The 17,366-nt window shown below is 31.2% G+C and carries 18 protein-coding genes; 9 read left to right on the forward strand and 9 right to left on the reverse strand.

Annotated elements, in window-relative coordinates; all coding sequences use genetic code 11:
* Positions 1 to 106: 106 nt before the first annotated feature.
* The 5 genes from HYN56_RS12320 to HYN56_RS12340 all read right to left on the reverse strand — a co-directional run bounded on the left by HYN56_RS12320 (position 107) and on the right by HYN56_RS12340 (position 5,635).
* Positions 107 to 1,438, reverse strand: a complete 1,332-nt coding sequence (locus HYN56_RS12320) for a DUF58 domain-containing protein (protein WP_109192446.1) — start codon at positions 1,436 to 1,438, stop codon at positions 107 to 109.
* 109 nt (positions 1,439 to 1,547) lie between these two features.
* The gene (locus tag HYN56_RS12325; protein WP_109194788.1) at positions 1,548 to 2,561 is read right to left on the reverse strand and encodes an AAA family ATPase; all 1,014 of its coding nucleotides are present in this window, start codon (positions 2,559 to 2,561) and stop codon (positions 1,548 to 1,550) included.
* Between the two features lie 109 nt (positions 2,562 to 2,670).
* The gene (locus HYN56_RS12330) at positions 2,671 to 3,876 is read right to left on the reverse strand and encodes a DUF4350 domain-containing protein (RefSeq protein ID WP_109192447.1); all 1,206 of its coding nucleotides are present in this window, start codon (positions 3,874 to 3,876) and stop codon (positions 2,671 to 2,673) included.
* Complete coding sequence (locus tag HYN56_RS12335; protein ID WP_109192448.1) at positions 3,869 to 4,645, reverse strand: DUF4129 domain-containing protein; 777 nt, start codon at positions 4,643 to 4,645, stop codon at positions 3,869 to 3,871. Before HYN56_RS12335 ends, HYN56_RS12330 begins: the two co-directional genes overlap by 8 nt.
* A 9-nt stretch (positions 4,646 to 4,654) precedes the next feature.
* Positions 4,655 to 5,635: a stage II sporulation protein M gene (locus HYN56_RS12340; protein ID WP_109192449.1), complete on the reverse strand. Its 981-nt coding sequence runs from the start codon at positions 5,633 to 5,635 to the stop codon at positions 4,655 to 4,657.
* Between the two features lie 20 nt (positions 5,636 to 5,655).
* Here HYN56_RS12340 and HYN56_RS12345 point away from each other — a divergent pair, with 20 nt between their 5' ends.
* From HYN56_RS12345 to HYN56_RS12375, 7 genes are all read left to right on the forward strand, one after another.
* Positions 5,656 to 6,399, forward strand: a complete 744-nt coding sequence (locus tag HYN56_RS12345; RefSeq protein WP_109192450.1) for an RDD family protein — start codon at positions 5,656 to 5,658, stop codon at positions 6,397 to 6,399.
* A 104-nt stretch (positions 6,400 to 6,503) separates the two neighbouring features.
* Positions 6,504 to 7,352 (forward strand): hypothetical protein, encoded by an 849-nt coding sequence (locus tag HYN56_RS12350; RefSeq protein WP_109192451.1) that lies wholly within the window; start codon positions 6,504 to 6,506, stop codon positions 7,350 to 7,352.
* A 14-nt stretch (positions 7,353 to 7,366) separates the two neighbouring features.
* Positions 7,367 to 7,777: a PH domain-containing protein gene (locus HYN56_RS12355; RefSeq protein ID WP_109192452.1), complete on the forward strand. Its 411-nt coding sequence runs from the start codon at positions 7,367 to 7,369 to the stop codon at positions 7,775 to 7,777.
* Positions 7,778 to 7,836: 59 nt separating this feature from the next.
* A complete protein-coding gene (locus tag HYN56_RS12360) occupies positions 7,837 to 8,439 on the forward strand; it encodes a trimeric intracellular cation channel family protein (protein WP_109192453.1) in 603 nt (200 codons plus the stop codon).
* 7 nt (positions 8,440 to 8,446) lie between these two features.
* Positions 8,447 to 9,394 (forward strand): FemAB family protein, encoded by a 948-nt coding sequence (locus HYN56_RS12365; protein ID WP_109192454.1) that lies wholly within the window; start codon positions 8,447 to 8,449, stop codon positions 9,392 to 9,394.
* Positions 9,391 to 10,491, forward strand: coding sequence for a DegT/DnrJ/EryC1/StrS family aminotransferase (locus HYN56_RS12370; protein ID WP_109192455.1), 1,101 nt, complete (start codon positions 9,391 to 9,393; stop codon positions 10,489 to 10,491). Before HYN56_RS12365 ends, HYN56_RS12370 begins: the two co-directional genes overlap by 4 nt.
* Position 10,492: 1 nt before the next feature.
* The gene (locus HYN56_RS12375) at positions 10,493 to 11,767 is read left to right on the forward strand and encodes an O-antigen translocase (RefSeq protein ID WP_240622695.1); all 1,275 of its coding nucleotides are present in this window, start codon (positions 10,493 to 10,495) and stop codon (positions 11,765 to 11,767) included.
* Here HYN56_RS12375 and HYN56_RS25330 read toward each other — a convergent pair.
* Positions 11,764 to 12,900 (reverse strand): glycosyltransferase, encoded by a 1,137-nt coding sequence (locus HYN56_RS25330; RefSeq protein ID WP_109192456.1) that lies wholly within the window; start codon positions 12,898 to 12,900, stop codon positions 11,764 to 11,766. The two genes, HYN56_RS12375 and HYN56_RS25330, sit on opposite strands and share 4 nt — an antisense overlap.
* A gap of 44 nt (positions 12,901 to 12,944) precedes the next feature.
* Between HYN56_RS25330 and HYN56_RS12385 the strand changes: the two genes are divergently transcribed.
* Together HYN56_RS12385 and HYN56_RS12390 are read left to right on the forward strand one after the other, a co-directional pair.
* Positions 12,945 to 14,027, forward strand: a complete 1,083-nt coding sequence (locus HYN56_RS12385; protein WP_109192457.1) for a glycosyltransferase — start codon at positions 12,945 to 12,947, stop codon at positions 14,025 to 14,027.
* Positions 13,997 to 14,431 carry a sugar 3,4-ketoisomerase gene (locus tag HYN56_RS12390; protein ID WP_109192458.1) on the forward strand — a complete coding sequence of 145 codons (435 nt, stop codon included), beginning with the start codon at positions 13,997 to 13,999 and terminating at the stop codon, positions 14,429 to 14,431. Before HYN56_RS12385 ends, HYN56_RS12390 begins: the two co-directional genes overlap by 31 nt.
* On the opposite strand, the gene HYN56_RS12395 is transcribed toward HYN56_RS12390, so the two are convergent.
* The 3 genes from HYN56_RS12395 to HYN56_RS12405 form a co-directional block, all read right to left on the reverse strand.
* A complete protein-coding gene (locus HYN56_RS12395; RefSeq protein ID WP_109192459.1) occupies positions 14,414 to 15,343 on the reverse strand; it encodes a glycosyltransferase family 2 protein in 930 nt (309 codons plus the stop codon). The two genes, HYN56_RS12390 and HYN56_RS12395, sit on opposite strands and share 18 nt — an antisense overlap.
* Positions 15,344 to 15,577: 234 nt before the next feature.
* The gene (locus tag HYN56_RS12400; protein WP_109192460.1) at positions 15,578 to 16,465 is read right to left on the reverse strand and encodes a glycosyltransferase family 2 protein; all 888 of its coding nucleotides are present in this window, start codon (positions 16,463 to 16,465) and stop codon (positions 15,578 to 15,580) included.
* Complete coding sequence (locus HYN56_RS12405) at positions 16,465 to 17,148, reverse strand: cell division ATP-binding protein FtsE (protein WP_109192461.1); 684 nt, start codon at positions 17,146 to 17,148, stop codon at positions 16,465 to 16,467. The genes HYN56_RS12400 and HYN56_RS12405 overlap by 1 nt, the downstream gene beginning before the upstream one ends.
* Between the last annotated feature and the right edge of the window lie 218 nt (positions 17,149 to 17,366).

The following is a 17,366-nucleotide window of genomic DNA, read 5'->3' on the forward strand; positions in this document are numbered from 1 at the left end:
AAGCAATTTTTACGTGATAACGTAATGTAACTATAAATTAATAGACGGAGAAAAAAATCAGATTATTAAAATGAGGGACAACTAGTCCGCTTAAATTTTACAACTTTTACAAAATCCCTCTCGACTTAATTTCTAAATATTTATTAATTGCGTCAAGCGTAAGATTTTCAGGTTGTGTCAAAACGGAATGGATTCCGTATTTCTTTAATTCATTCACAATTAAACGTTTTTCAAACATGAATTTTTCGGCAATCACTTTATCGTAAACTTCCTGAATTGTGGTTGTTTTTTTATTGATGATGGAGTTTAATTCTGTATTTTGGAAGAAAACCACAACCAGTAAATGGCTTTTTGCAATTCCTTTTAAATAAGGCAACTGACGATTTAAACCATCCATGGTTTCAAAATTGGTATACAGAATAATCAAACTTCTCTGATTGATGTTCTTTTTGATATCAACATACAAACGACTATAATCGCTTTCGAAGAAATTTGTTTTTATATTGTATAAAGTCTCCAGAATTTTTTGCATCTGCGAACCTCTTCTTTCTGCAAAAACTCTGTTTTCGACTTTTTTAGAAAAGGCAAAAAGTCCGGCTTTATCTTGCTTTTTTAGAATAACATTAGATAAAACCAAAGACGAATTAATAGCATAATCCAGTAAACTCAAACCATCAAAAGGCATTTGCATAACACGTCCTTTATCAATTGCCATATAGACAGATTGTGATTTTTCGTCCTGAAACTGATTAACCATCAAAGAATTTCTTTTTGCGGTTGCTTTCCAGTTTAAGGTTCTCAAATCATCACCCTGAACATATTCTTTAATTTGTTCAAATTCCATTGTATGTCCTATTCGGCGTATTTTTTTAATTCCGTATTGAAACAAATTGTTTGAAAAAGCAAGTAAATCGTATTTTCTTAACTGAATGTAAGAGGGATAAGTTGGAACCATTTGGTCTTTATCAAAAGTAAATCTTCTGGAAATTAATCTCAACGGAGAAGAAACATAGACATTTAAGGTGCCAAAATGATATTCTCCACGCTCTGTTGGACGAAGTTCATAACTGATTTCTTTTTGTGTGGAAGCTTTAATCGATTTTATGATTTTAAAATCACGAACCTGAAACTGAAACGGAATTTCATCAATTATCTTAACCAAAACTGGAAAATTGTAGTGGTTTTTTAAATTAATTTTGATCGGATTTAAATCTCCATTCGATAATTTTTCAGGTGTAATTCGTTCTGCTTCCAGTCCGGTTTTGGCGACGTAGAGAATTAAAAGATCAAGAACTAAAAATGTACCTAAAGCCAAAACAATCAGCCAGACCGCATTATATATGTTTGGAAAAATAAAAGCACAAACAAATAATCCTATTATGCCAATTAGCACATAGAAGAAGAAATTATTCAGATATAGACTTTTTATGAATTTCAAGTTTTAAATGTTTTTAGTTCCTGCGAGGTTTTCAAAACCTTGTAGGTATGAATTACTTAGAATGAAAAAATACCTACGAGGTTTTGAAAACCTCGCAGGAGATAAAAAATTATCTTGGAATTTCTACAGTTTCGATAATCTGTTTAATGATTTCAGAGCTTGTAATTCCTTCCATTTCACGTTCAGGCGTTACAATAACACGGTGCTGTAAAACCGGAATTGCAGCTTCTTTAATATCCTCGGGAGTAACAAAATCACGTCCTCGGATTGCGGCAAAACCTTTGGCAGCGTTCAAAATTGCAATCGACGCACGAGGCGAAGCTCCTAAATACAAAAAGGCATTTTCTCTTGTGTTTACTACAATTCTGGCAATGTACTCCAATAAATTTTGTTCTACTCTGATTTGTTTTACTAAGCCTTGATATTCTTTAATTTCTTCAGAAGAAAGGATTGTTTTTATCGCATCCAGTTTGCCATGATCCTGTAAAGAATGCTCTCTTTGAATGATTAAAATTTCTTCATTCAATTTTGGATAATCAACAGTTATTTTGAAAAGAAAACGGTCTAATTGCGCTTCCGGAAGGCGATAAGTTCCTTCCTGTTCAATTGGGTTTTGTGTTGCAATTACCAAAAATGGAGCTTCTAATTGGTAACCGGATCCGTCAATTGTAATTTGGCGTTCTTCCATTACTTCAAAAAGTGCCGCTTGCGTTTTTGCCGGGGCACGGTTGATTTCGTCAATTAAAATTAAATTAGAAAAGATTGGTCCTTTTTTGAATTCAAACTCAGAACTTTTCAGATTAAATATCGAAGTTCCTAAAATATCTGAAGGCATTAAATCCGGTGTGAACTGAATTCTGCTAAAACCAATATTTAAAGTTTTAGACAATAATTTGGCAGTAATCGTTTTAGCAACACCCGGAACTCCTTCCAAAAGAACGTGTCCGTTTGATAAAATAGCGACCAAAAGCTGATCCACCATTTTATGCTGCCCGACAATTACAGTTTCGATCTCTTTTTTTATCGTGTTTACATGTTCTAAAAGAGGTCCGAGATTGATTCGGGTTTCAAAATTCACATTTTCGTTTGTGATTTCACCTGATGTTGTATTGATATCGTCCATAATTGGTGTGTTTTGTTTTTTTAGCCACAGATTTAAAGGATTAAAAAAGGATTTTAGCAAAATGTAATAATCTGCATTAATCTTTTAAATCTGTAGCAAATATTTCTAGTTAATGTAAAATCTTTTCTATTGCTGTATTTATTTTAATCAAATCTTCTTCAAGACTTCCGTGATAACTATTTCTGTGATCGTTGATTAGTCTCACGAGATCTTCAATATCCTTTTCATCTTTTCCTGTTTTATAATGCAATTTCTTGATAAATTCTTCATCTAATTTTGAAGTATCAATCAAATAATCGGTTCTGATTTTTTCTAAGAAATAGATAATTTTTTTGTCAATAATATTGGTATGATCGCCTTCCTGATAATATAAATTCCCAATGGTTTTGGTGAAATCGACAGTCAGATTCTGTAAAGGTTTTATAATTGGCACAATACGTTGTTTGCGTTTTGCATTAAAAATCATAAAAATAAAAATACCTAAAAGTCCTAATAACCAAGCCGATTTCAAAGCCGGCTGACTGAAAATATAACGCAGTGGAGAATTTGAAATTCTTTTGTCATTTAAGCTTTTATTATACCAGAAAATATTTCCTTTTGTAAAATACGAGAGTACATTTTCCGCATATTGATAATGATCTTTTTTTAGCAGATTGTAATTAGTAAATGCCACAGGCTGTGTGTGTAAGTACAAAAAGCCGTTTTTGTACGGAACTTCAATAAAGTTAATTTGTCTTTTATTTTTAGCACTGTTTTGATAACCTAAAACTTTTGTATTTAGCGTATCTATTTTAGAAAAATAGTCACTTAGACCTGTATTGAAAGTATATTTTTTTGAGCTAACATTTTTATTGGCCATCCAGACAGAAACATTTTCAGAAGGCATAAAATCGGTTTGCAATTCAATTTTCAAAGAATCTAATAAGACTTTCGGGAATGCGCGCATGCTCAAAAACGCTTTGTTCCCATGCGAAACAAAATACAAAACCTCTTTCATAGATTGTTCATCAATATTATTGGCCTCAGAAATATTGATAAAAGTACCTTTAATTTTATAAGTTTCTACATTTTCATTACCATCATATTGAGAATCTAAATACTCATATGGTGTCTGATTGGAGATTTTTTCTACTTTCTGATTCTTAAAAAAATCTTTGATTTCGTGATCGAAAATATATAATCCAAACGGAATTTTATCATTTACAGAATAAGTAGGAGTCCAGTCAATAGGTTTTGGTTTTCCTTTGTCTGTCAGCAGTACTAAACCGAATATGAAAACGAGAATAGCAATGTATATTTTAACATTTTTATCCATTGCCAAACATTTTTAGAGCATTCTTAAATCTATTTTCGGTCTTTCTGAACACAATATCATCAATTTCAAATTCGCCGTACCAAATGTAATTATACAAATAAGAAAGATACATAAATTCTTCTTTATGAGCAGGTTGCTGTAACTCGTATAAATAATCTGAGTTTGTTTTTTCGATATCCCATTCGATATAATTACGCTGTGCCATCACTTTTAAAAGCCATAGATAATAATAACGGACAGCGATTCTCTTTTCGCCCGCTTCGATACTTTCTTTTATTAGTTTCTCGAAATCTAAAAGATGAATATTTTTCTCAGCATCAGAATAAAAAATAGTTTTTTTATTGGCACTTTTTCCAAAAATCCATCTTCCTTCCTGTTTAGTCAGAGCTTTTGCAATGAAATAGATTAATGCCACAATAATCAAAACCATTAAAACTCTGAATAGAATAACAACGAAGTCGAGTGAGCTTTTAACACTTTTAAAATTGAACATTTTTGCAAACAGGTTTGCCAGCCAGTGCTTAAAATGATCCCACCAGTTTTTTTCAGGTTCTTTATATTCGTATACAAATTCAGGATCAGTATATTTTTTCTTGAAATTTTTATCGAAATGTTTAGCTGTAACAGGTCTGGAATCAATTTGAATATCCTTTTCCGTATATTTAATTGTACTGATTTTTGGCGGATCTATAGGTATAACAAGAGAGTCCTGAGCTTTAGAAACACAGCAGCAAAAAAGAAAAGATAAAATAAAAAAGAATCTTGTCATTACTTGGTCTTACAATTTTTCGGCGGTTAAAGAATGCATTTTTTTGTGTACAATGAAAGGATAAACCAGGTAATAAAATGAAATAATGGCAAGTGTAAATAAAATGATAAAAATACTTAGCCAATTGGGCATATCGATAGAATAACGTGTAATAAAACCTTCCAGAAATCCGGCACTTATAGTAAACGGAAAAGTACTCAGGAAAATTTTGAAACTGTTTTTGAAACCAATTTTAAAAGAGTTTAATCTGGAGAATGTTTTAGGAAAAAGAATAGAAGCTCCTAAAATAAATCCTGCAGTAGTTTCGATTACAATTGCAAAAATCTCCATAGAACCATGAATCCAGATACCGCGAACGCTTTTCCAGAAAACATTTTGTTCATAAAAGAAATATTGGAAAGAACCCAACATAATACAGTTTTGAAGAAAAATATAAAAAGTGCCTATTCCTGCAAAAATGCCATTAAAATAACATTTTGCCCCTACAAAAAGATTATTTACAGTAATACCAATAAAGCTTCCCCAGTTACTTCCTGAACCGTATACGGCCATAGGATTGCCTTTTTTGATGTTTTCTAAAGTCATATTTACATAATCATCTCCCAAAATCAAACGAACAAAATCGGCATCATAACGGGCTGAAAGTACTCCAATCCCAACGGTTACAAAAAATAAAGCAAAAGCATAAATAAGATATCTTCTGTACTCGTAAACCAGTAAAGGCACATCGATTTTAAAGAAATCAATAAACTGATTACTGTCGGTACGTTTGGTTTTATAAATTTTCTGATAAATCTGAGAAGCCAGATGATTTAAATAAATAACCGTTTTACTTTTAGGGTAATACGTTTGGGCATACGCTAAGTCATTCATCATTTGAATGTACAAATTAGCTAATTCATCAGGATTTTTTTTAGCTTTACCGAAAATTGCCAGCTCGAATTCGAGCCATTTTTCTTTGTTTTGTTTTATAAAAGCGATTTCTCTCATTGTAGGCTAAAATATAAAATATGTCAGAATTATCTATTAATACGACACAAAATGTCAAAATAAATTTTATCGCCGCAAATGTGGGCGAACGAATAGGGGCTTTTTTCATTGATATTGCTATCATTGTCTCCTATATTTACACTATTTCTTTGGTTATTTTTGACTGGCTTCGGGTGGAACGTTTGATGTTTAATCTGGACGGATGGTCCAAAGGGGCTATTTATTTAATTATATATTCGCCCGTTATTGTCTATTCGCTGGTTTTAGAAAGTGTTTTTGAAGGACAGTCGTTTGGAAAAAAACTGATAAAAATTAAAGTCGTAAAAATTGATGGTTATCAGGCAGGTTTTGGAGATTATTTAATTCGCTGGTTTTTTAGAGTAATCGATTTTTTTAGTTTTTTCGGACTTCCGGGACTGGTAAGTGTGATTACAAGTAAGAAATCGCAACGCTTGGGTGATATGGCAGCGGGAACGGCGGTTATTACTTTAAAAAACAGAATTAATATCAGTCATACTATTTTGGAAGAAATAGGCGATTCGTATGTGCCAACGTATCCTTTAGTCATAAAACTTTCAGATAATGATATGAGGATTATTAAAGAAACTTATCAAAGGGCCAAAGCCCAAAATGATCATGAAATCATTTATAAACTGGTAGCCAAAATAGAAAGTGTAACAGGTATTAAAAATCAGTCAGGAGATAACAGTGATTTTATACGAGTAATTTTAAAAGATTACAATTTCTATACACAACATATGTAGCAGCCTGCAGGAAGAAGAATTGAAAATGTTTTTCAATTTGAAATTATAATTTTTATATTTAACTGATTATTAGTTTTTAAGATGGGAAATTAAACTTCAAAAACATGAAAAATAGAAAACTCTTCCTTGTTGTTTTAATGTTGTTTGCATTTATTTTTAGTTTCGCTCAGAGCGGAAAAAAGTTAGATAAAATAATAAAAAGAGATTATCAGATTATTGAATGTACTATTTCAAAAATGTCTGATTCCACTGTAGAATACTCGCTTCCCGGTGAAACATTGCAAATTTCGCTTGACGTTTCTAAGATTGCCAGAATTGAATTTGCCAGCGGAAGATCACAGAATTTTGATGTTAGTTCGGGAAATACTTCTGCATCATCGGGTACTTCAGAATTTGTTTCGTCCGAAATGAAAACCAATACCATAGCAGTGCTTCCGGTTCCATACCTAAATTCAGATACACAGGAAAGTTCTGAAGAAATGGCAAAATTTGCCCAAAATGATCTTTACAATAAACTTCTCGATAAATCTTCCAATATTCTTCCGTTAACGGTTCAGGATTTAAGAACTACAAATAGTTTGTTGCATAAGGCAGGAATAGATTATAAAAATATTGATGAAACACCAATTGCTGATTTAGAAAAAATACTTGGTGTAGATAATATTATTGCCGTAAAAGTTTCCTATAACATAAATTCCGGAACTACAGCAACTACTTATAACAGCGGAAATGCCAAGGTAAGCAACGATAATAAGAAAGTGAAAACCAATGATATTTCGACTACCACTTCTAGTCAGCAGCTTTATTACTATTATACTGTTTATTTTGATATGTATAAAAATACCACCAAAATATACTCACAAACACGAAAACCATTTTTGGCAGTAAAAGACAGCTGGATGGAGTCTGTTACATATTTATTAAAAAGAAGTCCGATTTATGTTAAAAAATAATTTAGAAAAACAAAATGGAAAAATTCAAATCTAAAATTGACTTATGGCTGGCATTGCTGTTAATTATAATTTTTGGGTTTGCATTGATACAGTTTGCTTATGTTAAAAATTGGATAGGTTTTTCTTTTATGTTTTGTATCAGCGCTTTCATTATACATATGTTTGCTACTACTTTTTATACAATCGAAAGAGACAAACTGCGAATAAAATGTGGCTTTCTTATTGATTTTTCGATTGATATTAAAAATATAAAAAGTATTTCTCAAACGTTCAATGTTATAAGTTCGCCAGCGCTTTCATTGGACAGATTAGAAATTATATATGGAAAAAACAATTCGATACTAATTTCCCCAAAAGATAAAAAAGGATTTTTAGAAGTAATAAAAAGAGTAAATCCTGAAATAGAAATAGTATTAAAAAAATAGGAAGAATACTAAAATCTCTGCACCTTTGTACCTTTACATCTTTGTAATTTAAAAGAAAAATGTTTCATTTACTTGATATTATTGGGACAATGGCGTTTGCTATGTCCGGCGCTTTAACGGCAATGCATAAAAAACTTGATCCGTTTGGGGTTTTTATTATTGCTTTTGTGACAGCGGTAGGAGGCGGAACGCTGCGAGATGTCCTTATTGGAAGAACTCCCGTTGGCTGGATGCGAGATATGCAGTATGTTTACGTGATTATTTTGGGTTTTTTCCTGGCGATTCTTTTTAGAAAAAGCTTTGATAAACTAAGAACTTCCTTGTTTCTATTTGATACGATTGGTCTTGGCGTCTTTACTTTAATTGGTTTGGAAAGAGGGATTTTAACGGGACTTCATCCTGCCATTTGCATTGCTTTGGGAACAATGACAGCTTGTTTTGGAGGCGTAATCAGAGATATTTTGTGTAATGAAATTCCGAACGTTTTTAGGGAAGAAATTTACGCTACAATCTGTATTTTTGGCGGAATCATTTTTTTTGGTTTAAGAAAATTAAATCTGAATGACGATATTTTATATCTCGTTACTTCACTTGTAATTATTATAATTCGTTTGATGGCAGTAAAATACAAATGGCATTTAAAAGCATTCGATCATAAATAATCGGGAAATGAGAAAGTATACCATAAAAAAATACAATCATGATTATTTTTCGATCTGGAACGATTTTATTGATCAGTCAAAAAATGGTACTTTTTTGTTTCATCGTGATTTTATGGAATATCATAAAGATCGTTTTGAAGATTTTTCGCTTTTAATATTTGAAGAGGAAAAACTAAAAGCCATTCTTCCTACCAATATAAAAGGAAATATAGTTTATTCTCATCAGGGACTTACGTACGGCGGATTGGTTTTTTCTTCTAAACTGAATGCCGAAAAAGTAGAATTGATTCTGGATGAAATTTTACTTTTTTTGAGAGGAAATAAGATTGAAACTTTTTATTATAAACCAATTTCTGATTTTTATTTTTCTAGCGGAAATAAAGAAACAGAGTTTTTTTTATTGAAAAGAGGAGCGGTTTTAGAACGAAAAGAAATGAATTTGGCGGTTAATTTGTCGGTTCCATTAAAAATTTCTAGAAGTAAATTAAAGCACTTTAGAAGAATTGAAAATCTTGACTTGGATATAATTGAAGAAGAAGACTTTAATCCATTTTGGGAAAAAGTTCTTGAACCCAGATTGCTAGAAAAGCACAATGCTAAACCAGTTCATTCCAAAGAAGAAATGGCATTTTTAAAGTCTAAATTTCCGAAGAATATAAAACAGTATTCTGCTTACAGAAACGATGAAATTATTGCTGGTATAACCATTTTTGAAACTAAAAATGTAGTAAAATCACAATACGGGGCAACTTCAAAAATCGGGGAAGAGTTTAGAGCGCTTGATTTTTTATTCATCAATCTCATTCATAAATACAAGCGAAAAGGGAAACATTTCTTCGATATGGGAATTGTAAATTCAGATACCGAAGATTATAACGCAGGACTTTTAAAACAAAAAGAAGAATTAGGCTGTACGGTTTACAGTCAGGATTTTTATAAAATTGAAATCAAGTGATACCATTTCTAGATCTAAAAAAAATAAACGAACCGTATGAAACTGCTTTTCAGGAAAAACTGAAAACGGTTTTAAATAACGGCTGGTATATTTTAGGAAAAGAAGGGGAAACATTTGAAAAAGCTTTCGCTGAATATTGCAAATCCAAATATTGTATTGGAGTAGCAAACGGATTGGATGCTTTAATTCTTATTTTTAAAGGCTATATCGCTTTAGGGAAATTGCAAAAAGGCGATGAAGTTATCGTTCCTGCGAATACTTATATTGCCAGTATTTTAGCCATCTTACAGGCAGATTTGGTTCCGGTTTTAGTCGAGCCAAGATTAGAAACTTACAATTTAAATCCGGATTTAATTGAAGAAAAAATTATTTCAAAAACAAAAGCAATTTTAGCTGTTCATCTCTACGGACAATTGGCTGAAATGGAAAGTATTTCTCAAATTGCACAAAAAAACAATTTAATCATAGTTGAAGATTGTGCTCAATCACACGGAGCAATTAGTAATCTAAAATCTACAATCTATAATCTAAAATCAGCGTCAGCATTTAGTTTTTATCCAGGAAAAAATCTTGGTTGTCTGGGTGACGGTGGTGCCATTACAACAAACGATGCTGAATTGGCAAAAATACTTTTCTCACTAAGAAATTATGGTTCCGAAAAAAAATATCAGAACGAATATGTTGGCGTAAATTCGAGATTAGACGAATTGCAGGCAGGTTTTTTAAACTTGAAATTACCCAATTTAGATGTAGATAATCAGAAAAGAAGAATTATTGCAAAGCGTTATTTATCCGAAGTAAAAAACGATAAAATAACATTGCCGTTTTGGGATTTTTCAGAGATTCATGTTTTTCATTTGTTTGTTATTCGAACAAAAAACAGAGAAAAGTTGCAAGAATATCTAACCCAGAATAATATTCAAACCTTAATTCATTATCCAATTCCTCCGCACAAACAAAAAGCTTTTCCGGATTGGAATCATTTATCTTTTCCTATTACCGAAAAGATTCATAATGAAGTTTTGAGTTTACCAATGAGTCCTGTTTTAACGGAATCGGAAGTAGATTTTATTATCGAAATTTTAAATCAGTACTAATTTGAATTTCTATAAAAAAATAATTCAAACCAGTTTGTTTAAGATTACTTCTTTAAACAGTTTAAGTGTTGCATTAAAAATCGGAATTGGGTTAATTACTTCCAAAATATTAGCCGTTTTTGTTGGCCCGGGCGGAATGGCTTTGGTTGGAAATCTTCGTAATTTTTTAACTTCATTAGAAAATATTTCAACCTTAGGTTTCCAAAACGGAATTGTGAAATATGTAGCCGAAAATGAAAAAAGCCAAGCAGAATTTCAAAAAATAATAACGACCGTTTTTATAAGTTTAATTGTTGTCGCTTTTCTTTTAAGCTGTATTTTATTCTTTGCAGCCGATTATTGGAATAACAGAATTTTTGGAAATAATAAGGAGTACTTAGTAGTTTTTGAAGTTGTGGCTTTGGTTTTACCGTTTTACGCTGTGTCGATTTTTTTTGTTGCTGTAATTAATGGTTTGGGTAAATTCCAGAAAGTAATCTGGATTAATATCATCGGGAATACAATTGGGTTGTTGGTTTCGGTTTTTATGATTTTTGAGTACAAAACCATTGGCGCTTTGCTGGCTATTGTAATTGCGCCGGCGTTATTGTTTTTGGTCACATTTTATCTAATTCAAAAAGAGATTAAAGTTTTTCAAATCATAAAACTTCATTTATTTGATTTTCAGGTTTTAAAAAATCTTTCGTCATATTCCTTAATGGCTTTGGTTTCATCCGTTTTTGGACCTTTGGTATTTCTTGCTATTCGAAATCACATTATGCAGGATTTAGGAGTTGTACAGGCCGGATACTGGGAAACCATGACACGAATTTCTTCTTATTATCTGTTGTTTGTCAGCACAATTCTAACAGTTTATTTTTTGCCTAAATTAGCAAAAGCATCAACAAATGAAGAAACCAAAAGTATTTTTTGGCAATATTATAAATTTATTTTGCCGCTTTTTGTTGTGGCTTTAACGGTGCTTTATTTTTGCCGATATTTTACTGTACAATTGCTTTTTAGTAAAGAATTTTTGCCTGTAACCAATTTGTTTTTATGGCAGCTTTTAGGAGATATTTTTAAAGTCTGCTCACTCATTTTAGGTTATCAGTTTTTTGCCAAAAAATTGACTTCGGCTTTTATCATTACAGAATTATTTTCTCTGTTGCTTTTATATTTTGCAAGCTTGTTTAGTATTAAAACATTCCAGATCGAAGGAGTGGTAATAGCTTATGCTTTTCAAAATTTAATTTACCTAATTGTACTGTCTGTATATTTTAGAAAAAGTCTTTTTTAGTTATTATTCCACTTTTCCATATATTGCTGAGCAATTTTTATATAATGATGTTCTCTTTCAATAAAAGCTCTCGCACTTTTTCCAATAGCAACAATTGCTGTAGGATTTTCAATTAAAAAAGACAATTCGTTGACCAGATAATCAACATCCGGAATTGCATTGATACAGATTTTTTGAGAAAGATTGTAATGTGACATAAATTCATTTTCGGCATTCGTAAAAACAACTTTCCCTTTTGCCATAGATTCCAACGCATTGTAACCCTGATCATATCCGTAAATTTGGTCTAATAAAATATGCGAACGATTGTACAAATTGATATATTCGGAATACGGAACACTGCGAACAGTGATTATTTCTACTTTTTCAGCATATTTTTCGTGAATAATTTCTAAAGCTTTTTCAAAGTAATCATTTCCTTTTTTTAGATAATTGTCATTATTGATACCATGAAAAATAATGATTTTATCCTCAATATTGATTGGTTCAAATTGAAGTTTATCAATGTTTATGGGGTTCGGAATTAATCCCAAATATTTATTATTTGCTTGTAACGGAAGATGATAATCTAAATCGGAAGCAATAATTCCGTTGCAGTTTTTATAAATAAACTGATGAAGTTTCAAAAATGATTTACGGCGAAATTTTAAAACATTCGCAAAAGATTTTTCGTCAATTTTGTTGTTTAGATATAACTGAATTACAGATTTAAAAAAAGGATTTTCAAAACAATATTTCACATTCAGATAATCGAACCCGCAACTTAGCAAAAAAAGCTTTTGATTGTTTTTTAAAAGACTGGAAATGATCTTTTTTTCAAAATAAGGAAGACAATAAAAACTATTTTCGTTAATCAACTGAACGACATCAAAACCGGAACATTTTTCTTCGAATTTCAGGTATTGACGATAAGTTAAATAAGAGCTGATATCAAATCCAGTCAATTTATAAACGGCAACTTTTATCTTTTTAAGAAAACCGCTGTCCCATTTTTTTTGAATCGGATAATCGACAGGAAAATTTTTAAAACCGTCATTCTGACCAATAATAAAAACATCATGGCCTAATGCAAGCAAACCATCTTTTAAAGAATTGTGCAGATGACTGTATTCTCCTACCAGTAAAATTTTCATTTATATGTATATTTGACAAATATATTTACTTTTTTGGTCAAAACATGAATAAAAAGAAAGTTGCAATAATTTCAAATTCTTTAGGAAAAGGAGGAGCAGAACGTTTTGCAGCTTTATTGACTTTTATGTTGGAAGATTCTGATTTCGAAGTGCATTCTATTATTGTAAATGACGTTGTAGATTACTCGTTTACAGGAAATTTGTTCAATTTGGAAAAAGAAAGTTCTCGATATTCTTTTCTTTTTAGAAAACTAAAAAAAGGGATTTTACTTCGTCGCTATTTAGTTCAGAATAATATAGAAATTGTAATTGATAGCAGAAGCAGAAACGTCTTGTTTAGAGAATTGATTACAAGATTTATTTATCGAGGTCTAAAAATTAATTATATCATTCACAGTTATAATTTTCAGAATTATTTTCCTGCTTCAAAATTTTGGTCAAGAATCATTTATAAAAATGTAGAAGTTTTAATTTGTGTTTCAAAAGCAATCGAACAGAAAGTAAATCAGCTTTACAAGCTTAAAAATACAGTCACGATTTATAATCCGTTTTTTATTGAAAAAAAAGAACTTGAAAAAGTTTTGGAACCTCAAAATGTCATTTTATTTTTTGGAAGATTTGACGAAAAAGTGAAAAATTTTACCTTGATGCTGGAAGCTTTTTCAGATTCTAAAATTTATCTCAAAGATTATAAACTTCACCTAATGGGTTCCGGAAATGATGTAGATTTTATTCAGCAGAAAATTGGAGATTTGAATTTGCAGGATTATGTTGAAATTCTTCCTTTTAAACAAAATCCGTATAACGAAGTTCGTGAAGCAAAATTTACACTATTGACAAGTCATTATGAAGGTTTTCCCATGTCTGTTGTAGAATCTTTGGCTTTAGGAACTCCGGTTGTGGCGGTCGATTGTAATTCCGGACCGGGAGAAATTATTCAAAATGAATTTAATGGTCTGCTTGTTGAAAATTATAATAAAGAAGCATTGGCATTGGCAATAAATAGATTTGCGGATGACGACGAATTATATCATTTTTGTAAAAAGAATGCTGCTGAAAGTGTACAACATTTGTCTTTAAAAAATATTTCTGAACAATGGAAAACTCTTCTAATCAATCAAAAATAAATACTGTTTCGGATATTCGTTTGATCGAAATTCCGAAGATTCAAGATCGAAGAGGTAATCTTTCAGTTGTTGAAGGAGATACCATTCCGTTTGTTTCCAAAAGGGTTTATTATCTGTATGATGTTCCAAGCGGAAGTAAGAGAGGCGGGCACGCACATATTGAGCAACAAGAATTTTTAATTTCTTTAAGCGGTAGTTTTGATGTGGTTTTAAAAGATGGAAAAAACACAAAAACGGTGACTTTAAATAAGCCCAATATGGGTTTGCTTATTGTTTCAGGTATTTGGCGTGAGCTTAAAAATTTCTCTTCCGGAAGTGTTTGTCTGGTCTTGTCTTCGGGTGAATTTAGCGAAGAAGATTATATCAGAGAATATAAAAATTTCAGGTTATTTAAAAACAGATGAACCTAATCCTAAATTAGCAAGTATAGTTTTTACTTTAATTAGAAAAACCAAAGAAAAAGCGGGAAGGCGCAGTAAAAAACGTTTTTTGAAGCCTAAATCTTTCAGGTCAATTGGCTGGTAATATTTAGTAAAAAGCTCTTTCTCTCCGGCTATTTTACTTTTTACGGCTAATGAAAATCGGTTTAAATCGAGAAGTTTTTTCAAGTCAGGATTGTTCTTTTCTATTGCTTCATATTTCGAAAAATCCATTTTCTCTTTGATCAGTTTTTTATTTTTCGAAAGGCTTTCCGAGTCGTAAACATAACGCGCTAATATTTTCCACGAAAAAACTACGGGGTAAATAAGTCCAATTCTAATCCATAAATCGGTATCCTGACCACTTTTTATTTTGGTGTCAAAATTTCCGGCTTCCTTAAAAACAGTTTTATGAAAAACAGCACACGAAGTACAAAGAACAGTTTCTTTTAAACTGGCTTTGAAATAATTTACAATTTCAGTTTTGTTATCAGATTTTGAGATAGAATATTGTGCTGGAATTGTTTTTTTTGAAGTATCAAATTCAATGGCAGCTGAAAAAACTTTTTGTTCCGGAAATGCCTGAATATTATTAAACATCGTTTCTAAAAACGTTGGATACCAATAATCATCTGCGTCAAGAAAAGTTATGAAATCAGAAGAAGCTTTTTCGATTCCGTAATTTCTTGCCGTTGAAGCGCCTTCGTTTTTTTTGCTGTAATATTGAATTCTCGAATCTTTAAACTGCAGTATTTTTTCTTCGCTTTTGTCGGTAGAACCATCGTTTACAATAATGATTTCAAAATCCTGAAAAGTTTGATCCAGAATACTTTGTATCGTATTGCCGATAAAATTTTCTTTATTGTAAAGTGGAATTATGATAGAGAAAAAAGCCATTTAGTTGTCTCGAAAAAAGTTTAAAACTATGCACTTTAGTACATTTCGCAAAAAAAGTTTTAACCGCAAATATAGTTATGAATAGTTTTTTTTTGCCACGAATTTCACGAATTGACACTAATTATTTTTCTTTATCAATTTCACAAATTAAAAAATTCGTGAGATTGCAGTATAATAGACAAAGTTTGGATTAGTGTAATTTGTGGCTAGATTAAGGTTTTGTTTTACACTGGTTTATTTTGATTTTAAAGAGCTGAAATACCCCAATTTATAAATATCAAACAGAAAGAGTGAAGGATTTTTCGAAACTAAATTTCGTTCTATTTTTGATTTTAATTTTCGAAAAACAAAATAAAATACAGAAAACAGTTTTGTCATTTTTAGCAGTTCAAATGAGGCAATAATTCTGCTTTCATTTGTTGAGATCTTATTTTCTTTATTTAGAAATGCCAGATTTTCTATAGCAGTTTTCGTTTTATCCAAAAACACAATCGAAGTTTCCAGATTTAAATGAAAGACAGGATTTTCGATATGTTTTATTTCAATATTATTAGATTTTAAAACAGCAAAAAAGAGTAAATCTTCATAACCATATTGCGTTATGGTTTCATCAAAAGGAAAACGAATTACAATTTCTTTTTTGATTAATAAATTGGAAGCCAAAGCCGATTCAGGCGGATTCTGATTTCTTTGAGAAATACTTAATGCTTCTCTGTTTTTACCATAAATCCAGCGTAAGAGAAATTCTTCGGTTGGTTTTTTATCTTCATATAAAATTCCGCCAAAAACTACTTTTGGATTGTTTTTTAATGCTGAAATATAATTCAAAATAAAATCGTGATGTACAGGAATTGTATCGGCATCTAAAAAAAGCAGGTTTTCAAAAATTGCTTTTTGTGCCAATACACTTCGAATCGCACTTCGTCCGATATTTTTTTCTAAAATAGAAAAGGAGCAGTTTTTAAATTGATTAATTCTTTGGTTTTCAATTAAAAACTCTTGCGAAGCATCGTCCAAACAGATAATCTCAAAAGGAATGTCACAATCCGAAATTTGATTATACAGGATTTCTACAAGCTTAAAAATATTGTAATTGTAAACCGGAATTAAAACGGAAAGCATTACACGCTTCTTTGCACCACTTCGAAGATTCTTTCATCTTCGCATTTCAATGTTTTAGAAGGGAATTTCATCAATAAAGCATAATCGTGTGTTGCCATGATAATGGTTTTTCCGTTGGCATTGATGGTTTTTAATACTTCTAAAACTTCAGAGCTCGTTTGCGGATCAAGATTTCCGGTTGGTTCGTCTGCCAAAATAAATTCCGGATCATTAAGCAGTGCTCTTGCAATAGCGACACGTTGTTGTTCACCACCCGAAAGCTGGTGAGGCATTTTGTTCAGGAAGTTGATCATTCCAACTTTATTCAAAACTTCATCGATTTTATGTTCCATTGCTTCCTTTTCTGTCCAACCGGTTGCTTTAAGTACAAAAAGCATATTGTCTTTTATGGAACGGTCCGGTAGCAGTTTGAAATCCTGAAATACAATTCCGATTTTACGTCTCAGGTACGGAATGTCTTTTTCTTTTAAAGTTGCCAAATCAAATTCAACAATATGTCCTTCTCCTTCAATTAGCGGTAAATCAGCATATAAGGTTTTTAAGAAGCTACTTTTTCCGGAACCTGTTTTCCCGATTATGTAGATAAATTCACCGTGATTAACATCCAAATTAATGTGAGAGATAATTTTTCTTCCTTCTTGATATATAGTGACTTCTTTAAGAGATAGTACGGTTTGTGACATAATATAATTGATTTGATTGGTAAAAGTAATAAGTTAACGGTTCTATTCAAAATAAATTTCAATCAATTCTGTGAGAAATTTCAAAAATTGAAAATACTTTCAGGCAGCAAGAAAAAATGGAATAATAGTTGTGAAGGAGAAAATTTCATTTTAGAAAGTTTGAGAACCAATCTTTTGGAGTTTTCGAGCAGCAAAAATCACAGCAGTTTAAATTTTTG

This window comes from Flavobacterium crocinum (assembly GCF_003122385.1).
In the GTDB taxonomy this organism is placed as follows: domain Bacteria; phylum Bacteroidota; class Bacteroidia; order Flavobacteriales; family Flavobacteriaceae; genus Flavobacterium; species Flavobacterium crocinum.

Excerpts from the sequence above, each read along its gene's own strand:
- HYN56_RS12325 (WP_109194788.1), bottom strand. The coding sequence starts at position 2,561 with ATGGACGATATCAATACAACATCAGGTGAAATCACAAACGAAAATGTG.
- HYN56_RS12330 (WP_109192447.1), bottom strand. The coding sequence starts at position 3,876 with ATGGATAAAAATGTTAAAATATACATTGCTATTCTCGTTTTCATATTC.
- HYN56_RS12335 (WP_109192448.1), bottom strand. The coding sequence starts at position 4,645 with ATGACAAGATTCTTTTTTATTTTATCTTTTCTTTTTTGCTGCTGTGTT.
- HYN56_RS12340 (WP_109192449.1), bottom strand. The coding sequence starts at position 5,635 with ATGAGAGAAATCGCTTTTATAAAACAAAACAAAGAAAAATGGCTCGAA.
- HYN56_RS12345 (WP_109192450.1), top strand. The coding sequence starts at position 5,656 with ATGTCAGAATTATCTATTAATACGACACAAAATGTCAAAATAAATTTT.
- HYN56_RS12350 (WP_109192451.1), top strand. The coding sequence starts at position 6,504 with ATGAAAAATAGAAAACTCTTCCTTGTTGTTTTAATGTTGTTTGCATTT.
- HYN56_RS12355 (WP_109192452.1), top strand. The coding sequence starts at position 7,367 with ATGGAAAAATTCAAATCTAAAATTGACTTATGGCTGGCATTGCTGTTA.
- HYN56_RS12360 (WP_109192453.1), top strand. The coding sequence starts at position 7,837 with ATGTTTCATTTACTTGATATTATTGGGACAATGGCGTTTGCTATGTCC.
- HYN56_RS12365 (WP_109192454.1), top strand. The coding sequence starts at position 8,447 with ATGAGAAAGTATACCATAAAAAAATACAATCATGATTATTTTTCGATC.
- HYN56_RS25330 (WP_109192456.1), bottom strand. The coding sequence starts at position 12,900 with ATGAAAATTTTACTGGTAGGAGAATACAGTCATCTGCACAATTCTTTA.
- HYN56_RS12385 (WP_109192457.1), top strand. The coding sequence starts at position 12,945 with ATGAATAAAAAGAAAGTTGCAATAATTTCAAATTCTTTAGGAAAAGGA.
- HYN56_RS12390 (WP_109192458.1), top strand. The coding sequence starts at position 13,997 with ATGGAAAACTCTTCTAATCAATCAAAAATAAATACTGTTTCGGATATT.
- HYN56_RS12395 (WP_109192459.1), bottom strand. The coding sequence starts at position 15,343 with ATGGCTTTTTTCTCTATCATAATTCCACTTTACAATAAAGAAAATTTT.
- HYN56_RS12400 (WP_109192460.1), bottom strand. The coding sequence starts at position 16,465 with ATGCTTTCCGTTTTAATTCCGGTTTACAATTACAATATTTTTAAGCTT.
- HYN56_RS12405 (WP_109192461.1), bottom strand. The coding sequence starts at position 17,148 with ATGTCACAAACCGTACTATCTCTTAAAGAAGTCACTATATATCAAGAA.